This window comes from Selenomonas sp. WCT3 (genome assembly GCA_900100835.1).
Lineage (GTDB): Bacteria > Bacillota > Negativicutes > Selenomonadales > Selenomonadaceae > Selenomonas_A > Selenomonas_A ruminantium_E.
The window spans coordinates 1-10,075 of record FNCM01000026.1; the positions used below are offsets into that span (position 1 = coordinate 1).

The following is a 10,075-nucleotide window of genomic DNA, read 5'->3' on the forward strand; positions in this document are numbered from 1 at the left end:
TCTTAATTAAAAGGCAAAAATTTCTTGTAGCGGGTTGTCACCGGTGGAGCGTTGGTACTGGGGCCCCCGCCGCCGGCGATTTACCTCGAACACGAACTCGGTACTACTCCCCTGCAAACTGTAATTTGTTGAGGGAAAAGGGATTTTATGACAAATGTCATATGAAACAATTGAAAGTCGTGACAGAGTTCAGCTGACTTTGACCGTGTTTTCTATTATTATAATTACTGTCAGAAAAATTATAAGTTTAACGCTGTTGCTACGATAGGGAATTTTGATAACAACAGCAGGTTTTCCGAAAGGGGAATGACATATGGAAATCGCATTTTGCCGAATCGACGACCGTCTGATTCACGGTCAGGTGGCTACGGTCTGGACGAAGGTCACGGGCTGCAATCGCATTATGTGCTGCAGTGATGAAGTTGCCAAAGATGAGATGCGTAAGAAGCTCCTGCTGCAGGTAGCTCCGCCGGGCATCAAGGCTTACGTTGTACCAGTGGAAAAAGCTTGCGAGGCTTACAAGAACCCGAAATACGATGCCTTCAAGACGCTGTTCCTGTTCACAAAGCCAGCGGATGTAGTTCGCGCCGTGAAGGGCGGCATCCCGTTCAAATCCGTCAATCTCGGCGGCATGACCTACAAGGATGGCGACACCCTCATTTCCAGCGCTGTTGCTGTCAATCCGGAGGATGTCAAAGCACTGCTTGAACTGCAGGATATGGGCATCGAAGTGGAAATCCGCAAGCTGGCCAACGAGCCGAAGGGTAACCTGATGGAAGCGCTCAAGGCCAAAGGTATGGTCTAAACCGACGCAATTATTCATGATTTTCGCAATAGAACCGGTTGGTTGGGAAATATGACCGGTTAGGGAAGCAAAAGAAAAGATAGGGGTGTTTATACGTTATGACTACCATACAGTTTATTTTACTGATTGTTGTTGCAGCGGTAGCCGGCATGGGAAGCGTACTGGATGAGTGCCAGTTCCACCGCCCACTCGTTGCCTGCACGCTGGTTGGTCTCGTTCTTGGTGATATTACTACCGGTATTATTCTTGGCGGTACCCTTGAGATGCTGGCTCTGGGCTGGATGAACGTCGGTGCAGCTATGGCACCGGATGCAGCACTGGCATCGGTGGTTTCCGCAATCCTCGTCATTGTCGGCCATCAGAGTATCGGCGCTGGTATCGCTCTGGCTGTACCACTGGCTGCTGCTGGTCAGGTTCTCACGATTTTCGTTCGTACCATTACCGTATTCTTCCAGCATCTGGCAGATAAATTTGCCCTGGAAGGCAATGCCTTCGGCATCGAGATGTGCCATGTCGGCGGTCTGCTGCTGCAGGGTATCCGCGTAGCCGTTCCGGCTGCCATCGTCGCTGCCGTTGCTGGTACGGACACGGTCAACGCTATGCTCGCATCCATTCCGGAAGTCATCACCCGCGGCCTGCAGGTTTCCGGTGGCTTCATCGTCGTCGTCGGTTATGCGATGGTCATCAACATGATGAATGCCAAATCCCTCATGCCGTACTTCTTCCTCGGTTTCCTCATTGCCGTATTCACGAACGTCAACCTCATCGGCTTTGGTGCTATCGGCCTCATCTGTGCTTATTTCCACATTCGTGGACTTCAGCGTGAACTGAATGCCGCAGCTGCTGGCAATACGGGCAGCGGTGATGGTCTTGACGACATCGATGATTCGGATCTGATGTAAGGGGGAGGAACTGTCATGGAAAAGAAACTTAGCAAAAGCGATCTCGTATCGATTTTTATCCGTTCGAACTTCCTGCTCGGCTCCTTCAACTTCGAGCGTATGCAGGCAATTGGCTTCTGTGTGTCGCTTATTCCGGCACTCAAGAAACTTTACAAAGATGATCCGGAGGAGTATAAACGCTCGCTCAAACGTCATCTCGAATTCTTCAACACGCAGCCGTTCCTGGCAACGCCGATTATGGGTATCATCGCGGCGATGGAGGAGAAGAAAGCCAATGGCGCGGAAATCGGTGAGGATACCCTCTCCGGCGTCAAGGTTGGTCTTATCGGCCCACTGGCCGGTGTCGGCGACCCGATTTTCTGGGGTACGCTTCGCCCGGTCCTGGCCGCTCTCGGTGCTGGTATCGCACTGACGGGCAGCATCGTGGGCCCGCTGATTTTCTTCGTAGCCTTTAACGTCATTCGTCTCCTTACCAACTGGTATGGTGTAATGTACGGCTATGATAAAGGTACGGAACTCGTCAATGAGGTGGGCGGCAATCGCATGCGTTACCTCACGGAAGGTTCCTCCGTACTCGGTCTGCTCGTCATGGGTGCTCTCGTAGCCAAATGGACGACCGTCAATATGCCGATGGTATTGTCTTCCTATACGAACAGTCAGGGAGAACAGGTGGTCACGACGGTTCAGAGTTTGCTCGATTCGCTGATGCCTGGCATCGTACCGATGTTGATGACGTTTGCCTGCATGTGGCTCCTCAAAAAAGGCGTCAATCCGCTCGTCATCATTCTCGGCCTCTTCGCTCTCGGCATTGTGGGCTATGCCATTGGCCTCTTTGCATAAATCATCACGTATTCCATTATGTAATACAATCCCAACAGAAAGAGCTTCGTTTTTGGACGAAGCTCTTTTTGTGTGCGTTATTTGTGATATAATTGGAAGCAAATGAACGAGAAAGGCGGAGTATGATGGACCTGCGGGAAAAGTATTTCTGGGCGCTGGTGGGAGCGATGAGTGTAGGGCTGTTGCTGCTCAGCCTGCTGCACATGTCCCAGGGGGATTTGTCCGTGCGGCAGAATGAGCAGCGGCGGAAACTGGGGGCAGTTTATATGACTTTGAACAATCCCTTTTATGAAGTCGTCGATGAGGAAATTCGCACGGTCGTCGAGAACCATGGCGATATTTTGATTTCCCGTGATCCAGCGCTGTCGGTGGAGCGTCAGCGGGAAGAAATCAAAGAGCTGATTGCCGAAGGCGTCGAGGTCATTTTCATCAATCCCGTCGATTGGCAGCGGATTGAGCCGGCGTTGGAAGAAGCGTATGCTGCCCATGTACCGGTCATTGCCATCGATACCAGTGTGCAGGATGAGAAATACGTGGCATGTACGGTTATGTCGGACAACTATATGGCAGGGGTTCAATGCGCGCAGCATGTCATCGCGAATAATTCCGGTGGACAGATAGCGCTGCTGAAACACACCGAGGCCCATTCTTCGGTTGACCGCATTCAGGGATTCCGCGATACCATAGCGAATTATCCCGCCTTTACCATCGTCGATGAGGAGGAATGTCTCGGTCAGCTGGAGAATGCGATGCCGGCGATGGAACGGATACTAGCTCGTCATCCGCAGGTATCCATTGTCATGGCGTTAAATGACCCTGCCGCCATGGGGGTACTGGCCGCTCTCCAGAACGCCAATCGCATTGGCACGGTGAAGGTTTACGGCGTTGACGGGGTTCCGGAGACCAAGGAAATGATTTTGCAGGGGCACATGACCGCCACGGCGGAACAGTCGCCGCGGCAAATCGGCAAACAAGCGGCGGAGCAGGCGTATCGGCTCCTGGCCGGCGAAAGTGTTCCACGCGTCATTCAGCTGCCGACGCAGCTCTTAACCCGTGACATTCTGCTTACTGGTGGCAAGGAGGGCTGGAATTGATGAAAATAGATCTGGAAGTTGCCAAGGAACGGGCGCGGATTGCCAGCCTTTATCGCTTGCTTAGCCTCTACAATGGTATCGTGGTCTTTCTCATGGCGGGGTTTATGAGCATCACCCAGGAAAAGGTCATCAAAAGCATGTCGGCAAGATCCTTTTTGGAAACCTTGCCAATCGTGCCCATGCCGGCGGGAGAGTGTTTTGCCCTTTCGATGGGGGCGTTTCTGGTCCTGGTGGGACTTGGGCATCTTTACCGGCGGGATACCTTGACCGATATGATGCGTTACTTGGTGTTTCTCGCCGAGATTTCTGCCTGCCTGCTATTGATGCGCAGTTTGAACCTTGCCTATGACGGTGTGGTGTTGCTGGTGGTAGCGGATCTTATGCATCGGTATCAGGGAAAAAACCAGAGCTGGCTTTTGGTGGGGGCCATGTTTGGCCTGTATTTCATCGCCAACTACAATATGGCTGTTTTCCAAGGCCACGTTGCTCCGTTTGATGCCTACGTTTCCTATTACAAATCTTCGGTGCAGGCCATTCTCGTGGCGGTAAAAAATGGCTTCGTGTCAGTAAATATCATCCTGTTCGTCTTGTATTTGGTACTGCTCGTGCAGAGTAAGCATCAGGAAAAAGAGCGCATTGCCAGCCTGAACAAGCAGCTCGGTGATGCCAATAAACGCCTGCGCGCCTATGCGATTGAAGCGGAGCGCATGGCAGAAACCCGCGAGCGCAACCGCCTGGCCAGGGAGATACACGATACCCTGGGCCACGCGCTGACTGGTATTGCAGCCGGGCTCGATGCCTGTATCATTTTGGTCGATGCCGCGCCAGAGGCGGCCAAAAAACAGCTGTCGAAAATTCGCGAGACGGCGCGGCGCGGGATTATCGATGTACGGCGCTCGGTCAAAAAGCTGCGGCCGGATGATTTGGAGAAGCTGCCGCTTCGTCATGCGATTGCCCGCATGGTGGCTGAGTTTGCTGAATCCTCCAATATGAAAATCAAGGTCGTTGCTCTGGGCTGGCCGGACAATTTGCGCGAGGATGAGGAAGAGGTCATCTATCGCGTGGTGCAGGAGGGCATAACCAATGCCAACCAGCATGGCCATGCCACCGAGGCAATCGTTACCATTGGGACAGAGCCGGGGCGCAATTACATTATCATTGCGGACAATGGCATCGGCTGCAGTGAAGTGGATCCGGGCTTTGGCCTGCGCCATATGAAAGAACGGCTGGGGCTGCTCCACGGGCGCCTCCGGTATTGGAGTGACAATGGTTTTACCTTGGAAGCAACGATTCCCGCTGGGAACAAACAGGAGGATGACAAATGATAAATGTGATGATTGCCGATGACCAGGACCTCATCCGGGAGAGTCTCAAAATCGTCCTAGACCAGAATGTGGATATGAAGGTCATCGGTCTGGCGGAAAATGGCCGGCAGCTGATGGACATGCTAAAGGAACGCCAGCCGGATGTCATTTTGATGGATGTCCGCATGCCGGAAATCGACGGCGTTAAGGCGACAAAACTCGTCAAAGAACTCTACCCCCAAGTGAAAATCGTGATTCTGACCACCTTTGACGATGATGAATATGTGTTTAATGCCCTGAAATATGGTGCCAGCGGCTATCTGCTCAAAGGCGTATCGGTGCCGGACCTCACCAATGCCATTCGCACGGTGGTCAGCGGCGGTGCCATGATTAACCCCGGCGTAGTGGCCAAGGTGGTCAAACTCTTTAACCAAATGGCCCAGAATAATCTGGCGGTAGAGGCTGAGCCAATCGGTGGGGAAAATCTCACCCGAACCGAGCGCAATATTGCCCATCTGGTGGGACATGGACTCTCCAATAAAGAAATTGCCGAACGGCTCAGCTTATCGGAGGGAACGGTGCGCAACGGCTTATCCAACGCCCTGTCCAAACTGGACCTTCGCGACCGTACCCAGCTGGCAATCTGGGCGGTGCAGACCGGGCTGGCGGCGGCTGAGGTGGACTGCTGATGAAGGGAGATATTAAGCGCCAGCTCACCCTGGTCCTGTTGGCGGTATTTTTGATTGTCAGTGTGCTGATATATCAGAAGCAGGAGCCCGATGTACTGAAAGTGGGGGTCTTTGCCGGCAGCAACTGGGGCGTGCCGGATGGGGATTCCTATGCGGTAATCGACGAAGTCATCAAAACCTTTGAACAGGAACATCCCGGGGTTCGGGTGACCTATGTCAGCGGCATCAAGAAGGAAGACTATTCGGAGTGGCTAGCAGAAAAAATGCTGGCGGGAGAGGCTCCCGATGTATTTATCGTTCCCGGCGAAGATTTCAATATGTATGCCTCGATGGGAGCCTTGCAGGATTTGACAAATTACGGCGACCAGGACAAGGACTTTTCCTGGTCGGCCTACTATCCGGCGGCGCTTAACTACGGCCGTTATGATGAGCGGGTCTATGGCCTGCCGGTGGCCAGTGTGCCGACGCTGATGTTTGTAAACAAGACCTTGCTGGCCCAGGAAGGGATTGGGATTCCGAAAAACGATTGGACCTGGCAGGACTTTCTGGAAATCTGCCGCCGGGTGACCAAGGATAAAGATGGAGATGGCGTTTTGGATCAGTTCGGCGTCTATGACTACGATTGGAAACTGGCGGCAGTTTCCAATGGGGTGACGATGTTCCGTGAGGATGGGCGCGCTTCCTACTTTGCGGATCACCGCATGGAGGAGGCCATGCAGTTTATGATAAAACTTCACGATGCTCAGCGGGGCCGTGAAGTTACTGCCAAGGATTTCGACATGGGGCGGGTGGCCTTCCGGCCCTTCACCTTTGCCGAATATCGCACCTATAAACCCTATCCCTGGCGCATCAAGAAATACAGCTCCTTCGAGTGGGACTGCATCAAGCTGCCTGCGGGGCCCTCTGGCGATAACGTATCCAATCTGCAGACGATGCTGGTGGGAGTCAGTGCCAATTCCAGTCACAAGGAACTGGCTTGGCAGCTCTTGAAGGATATCTGTTATCGGCCGGAGATTCAGCAGATGATGCTGACTAAGACCCAGGGGCTGCCGGCCCGCCGGGATGTGGTGGAATCCAAGGAATCCCAGGAACTCTTTGCCGCCAATGCTCCCGGTTGCGAGGAAATGGACTTGCGGGTGGTAAGTGAAGTCATGGACAAGGCGGTTATGCGGCCAAAGTTCAAGGGCTATGACGAGGCCATGCTCATGGCGGATACAGAAATACAGAAAATCATTGCGGGCATCGTTCCCTTCAACAATGCCCTCAATAAGTTACAGAAGGAAATCAATGCGTATTTGCAGCAGTGAAGGAGAATTTATATGGCACCTATGGAAATCGAGCGCAAATGGATGGTAACCGGCTGGCCGGAGGCAATGGAAGACAAATTTGCCTTTGAGCAGAAGATGCGTCAGGGCTATGTATCCGTACGGCCGACTGTCCGCATTCGCGAAGAGGAAACCACCTGGTCCTCGGATGGGCAGAAGCCCTTGCAGGATGAATTTATTCTCTGTTTCAAATCCCAGGGGCGCCTGGCGCGCAAGGAAGTGGAGTTTCCCATTCCCGTGGAAAAATTCCGCGAGATTGAAGACCTGATCGGTGAACCCCTTATTGAGAAAGTCCGGCGTACCTATGCGCTGTCAGAGAACCTGTCGCTAGAGGTCAATCATGTCGATGCTGGTCTGCCTACGGAATTCTGGTATGCCGAAGTGGAATTTGCCAGCGAGGCGGCAGCCAGGAGCTTTGTGCCCACCGATTACGGCTTAGGGGATTATTTGATAGAGGATGTAACGGAACTGCCGGGGCAGTCCATGGGAGAATATTGGGAAACAACCCGGCTCCATAAGACGGATAAATAAAATAAGCATGCAAAAAGGCTTCCCAAAACAGGAAGCCTTTTTTGCATGCTTATTTTTCATAAGTCAGGATAACATCTGTTCCCGCTGCTACCATTTCATCGGAAGCAGCAGGCCTAAGGTTGCGTACCGTATCGTAGTTGACGACGAGTATGGGGGAAATCAAATTGATTTTCCGCCTCTGCAACAAGGGCAGATCGAGTTTTAGAATGGGTTCGCCGGCTTTGACATAGTCACCGCGATGATGCAGCTGGGTAATCCCTTCGCCGTTCATGATGACGGTATCGAGACCGATATGAACCAAAATCTGCACCCCGTCCGCACGGGTGACAGCAAAGGCGTGTTTGGTGTCAAAGAACAGGGAAATTTCCCCGTCGCAGGGGGATAGTACCGTGTCACTGTCATTTAAGACAGCCACACCGTCCCCCGTGAGTTTTTCGGAAAAGATCGGATCTGGAACTTTGGCAAGATCGATTATCCTGCCGGAAATGGGCGCGATAAGTTTCTGTTGTTGCTTCGTCATAGTTCTTACCTGCCTTTTTACAATGCTAGAAAAAATGCTTCTTTTACCTACATTGTACTAACAGACCGGAGATTTTTCAAGGAACACTTGTAAACTTGTAACATAAAATCTTTTTTACGGGAGATTCGGGATGTTTTTACTGATGGCAGTGTGGCGGATGATATCCTGCACGCGGAGGTCAATGGCCAGCTCCTGCTTGTGCAGGGTTTCTGCTGTGGAGAACTCTGCCTGGCTGTTGTCCCGGCATCCCTTGATGAAGTGCTGCCATGCTTTAATGGTGGTTTCGGTGGAATGCTGGCGCTGGCGGGCCAGATACTGGGCACCGGCAGGAATCTCTACCTCGTCGAGTTTCTGCTGCCGCTTTTTCAGTGCCGGAATGACTTCGTTTTCCAGCAGGGCGGCGATGTTCTTCCGCTGGGCGGCGGAGAGATTGCCGCTGCTCGTGGCGGTCAGCTGACGGAACCTGCTCTGATATTCGTCGAAGATGCCATTGTATTCGTCCACGATGCCTTGGGTATTGTCAATGTAGCTGGCAATGTCGCGGTTTTGCAGCGGGGCAATCAAATCGAGGTATTCCCGGTAATTCTTAATATAAGAAACCTGCCAATGACCATCTTCGGCTTGCTCCATGACGAGCTGGAGGGTGAACGGTGTTTGGGTGTAATCCTCCATAATGTTGACCTCAGCGGTGGCGGTACTGCCGTCGTGTTCAATACTGCCGATGCTGACGAAGGTGGTATTGCGCACCTGGCTGCGTTCGATGAAGCGCTCAAAGTCAATGCCAAGCTGGCGGCCCTTCAAGATGTCCGTACCCTCCGGCAAACTCCAAGCCCCGGATTCGATACGGGTAAGAGCGGCATTCTCCAGTCCCATGGAGAGCTGGGGCTTAATCATGATGTAGAACTTTTCAAACATGACCTTGCTCTTTGGCGTCAGGGTGGAATCGTAGGCAAACAAATCCACCGTGAGGTCATCGTAAGCGCGGGAGGATAAAACATCCATATTCACGTACTTTTTGAAGGCTTCCGTATTTCGTTCTTCGATAGCAGCTGACAATTGTTTCAAGGCGTATTCTGGCGTCCGGGTATAAAAGAATGCATACCAGAAGGACATGCCGATGACGGAGGCTATCAATAGAATAAATAAAAAAAGGTGACGGCGCTGGCGGCGGCGACGCTGCCGCAGCCGGCGTTTCCAAGTATAATCATCCATAAGTATATTATCTCCTAATTAGAATCACCCCTATTATACTATAAGGCGCAAATGGGAGCAAAAAAATGAGAAAAGAACTGTTAATCGGCGAACATATATGCTAGAATACTGATAAGAATAACTGTTCGTTAATTGAGGAAAAGCTATGAAATGGGTCAATCATGAAATCATAACCGGCGTAATCGTCTATGCGGTAACGGAAAATCCCTTGGCGGCGCTGTATAGTATGGCGGGGGCGGTACTGCCGGATAAAATAGAGGGAAATCCCGGAAGCCACTATTGGAGCTGGCGCTGCCGCCATCGGGGGTGGTCCCATTGGCCGATGTTGTATATTCTCTTGTTGGGGCTGCAGCTGCGGATGCTGAAGGGAGGCATGGAGTCATTCAACGATGTGGGAATGATTGGTGTCTTTTTCTGTGTGGGAGCATTGCTTCATATAATAGAAGATGCAGTTTGTGGCAAGGTGCCTTTTGTTACCCCTTGGCAGAAAATCGGAATCAAACTATTCAAAGTCGGGTCGATAACGGAGTATCTGTTTTCCCTGGTGGTGGTACTGCTTTGTTACTTGCTAAAAGAAATTTAAAAAAGGTGTTGACATATCGGTTAAATCCGTGTATCATAATACAAGTCGCTGAGAGATACGGCGGAACAAAACAGTCGCCAAGCCTTGATTGGCAAGGGATTGAAACAAAGTTCTTCCGAAAGTTTTTAAAAAGAATTTAAAAAAGTTCTTGACAGAAACAAATCGATGCGATACAATAAATGAGTCGCTGAAATGAGCGACAGAGATTGTTCTCTGAAAACTAAACAATGTAAAATGAAATCATGCAACATGATTTAAGCCAGATGTTAA

Annotated in this window: 11 protein-coding genes; 9 read left to right on the forward strand and 2 right to left on the reverse strand. The window is 51.5% G+C overall.

Going from position 1 to position 10,075, the window contains the following annotated elements:
• The first annotated feature begins 313 nt into the window (after window positions 1-313).
• From BLQ36_RS13035 to BLQ36_RS13070, 8 genes are all read left to right on the forward strand, one after another.
• Window positions 314-805 (forward strand): PTS system mannose/fructose/N-acetylgalactosamine-transporter subunit IIB, encoded by a 492-nt coding sequence (locus BLQ36_RS13035; protein ID WP_074515988.1) that lies wholly within the window; start codon window positions 314-316, stop codon window positions 803-805.
• A gap of 98 nt (window positions 806-903) precedes the next feature.
• The gene (locus BLQ36_RS13040) at window positions 904-1,707 is read left to right on the forward strand and encodes a PTS mannose/fructose/sorbose transporter subunit IIC (protein WP_074515989.1); all 804 of its coding nucleotides are present in this window, start codon (window positions 904-906) and stop codon (window positions 1,705-1,707) included.
• Window positions 1,708-1,722: 15 nt separating this feature from the next.
• The gene (gene manZ, locus BLQ36_RS13045) at window positions 1,723-2,547 is read left to right on the forward strand and encodes a PTS mannose transporter subunit IID (RefSeq protein ID WP_033171230.1); all 825 of its coding nucleotides are present in this window, start codon (window positions 1,723-1,725) and stop codon (window positions 2,545-2,547) included.
• 122 nt (window positions 2,548-2,669) lie between these two features.
• Window positions 2,670-3,641 carry a sugar ABC transporter substrate-binding protein gene (locus BLQ36_RS13050; RefSeq protein WP_074515990.1) on the forward strand — a complete coding sequence of 324 codons (972 nt, stop codon included), beginning with the start codon at window positions 2,670-2,672 and terminating at the stop codon, window positions 3,639-3,641.
• Window positions 3,641-4,966, forward strand: coding sequence for a sensor histidine kinase (locus BLQ36_RS13055; protein WP_033171229.1), 1,326 nt, complete (start codon window positions 3,641-3,643; stop codon window positions 4,964-4,966). Before BLQ36_RS13050 ends, BLQ36_RS13055 begins: the two co-directional genes overlap by 1 nt.
• Complete coding sequence (locus tag BLQ36_RS13060; RefSeq protein ID WP_074515991.1) at window positions 4,963-5,634, forward strand: response regulator transcription factor; 672 nt, start codon at window positions 4,963-4,965, stop codon at window positions 5,632-5,634. The genes BLQ36_RS13055 and BLQ36_RS13060 overlap by 4 nt, the downstream gene beginning before the upstream one ends.
• Window positions 5,634-6,941 (forward strand): ABC transporter substrate-binding protein, encoded by a 1,308-nt coding sequence (locus BLQ36_RS13065; protein ID WP_081342371.1) that lies wholly within the window; start codon window positions 5,634-5,636, stop codon window positions 6,939-6,941. Before BLQ36_RS13060 ends, BLQ36_RS13065 begins: the two co-directional genes overlap by 1 nt.
• Before the next feature lie 12 nt (window positions 6,942-6,953).
• On the forward strand, window positions 6,954-7,490 hold the full coding sequence (locus BLQ36_RS13070; RefSeq protein WP_218970086.1) for a hypothetical protein: 537 nt from the start codon (window positions 6,954-6,956) through the stop codon (window positions 7,488-7,490).
• Between the two features lie 49 nt (window positions 7,491-7,539).
• Here BLQ36_RS13070 and BLQ36_RS13075 read toward each other — a convergent pair whose 3' ends face one another.
• Together BLQ36_RS13075 and BLQ36_RS13080 are read right to left on the reverse strand one after the other, a co-directional pair.
• Window positions 7,540-8,010 carry a PTS sugar transporter subunit IIA gene (locus BLQ36_RS13075; protein WP_074515992.1) on the reverse strand — a complete coding sequence of 157 codons (471 nt, stop codon included), beginning with the start codon at window positions 8,008-8,010 and terminating at the stop codon, window positions 7,540-7,542.
• A gap of 114 nt (window positions 8,011-8,124) precedes the next feature.
• Window positions 8,125-9,222, reverse strand: coding sequence for a hypothetical protein (locus BLQ36_RS13080; protein WP_074515993.1), 1,098 nt, complete (start codon window positions 9,220-9,222; stop codon window positions 8,125-8,127).
• A gap of 145 nt (window positions 9,223-9,367) precedes the next feature.
• Here BLQ36_RS13080 and BLQ36_RS13085 point away from each other — a divergent pair, with 145 nt between their 5' ends.
• The gene (locus BLQ36_RS13085; protein ID WP_074515994.1) at window positions 9,368-9,805 is read left to right on the forward strand and encodes a metal-dependent hydrolase; all 438 of its coding nucleotides are present in this window, start codon (window positions 9,368-9,370) and stop codon (window positions 9,803-9,805) included.
• Window positions 9,806-10,075 lie beyond the last annotated feature (270 nt).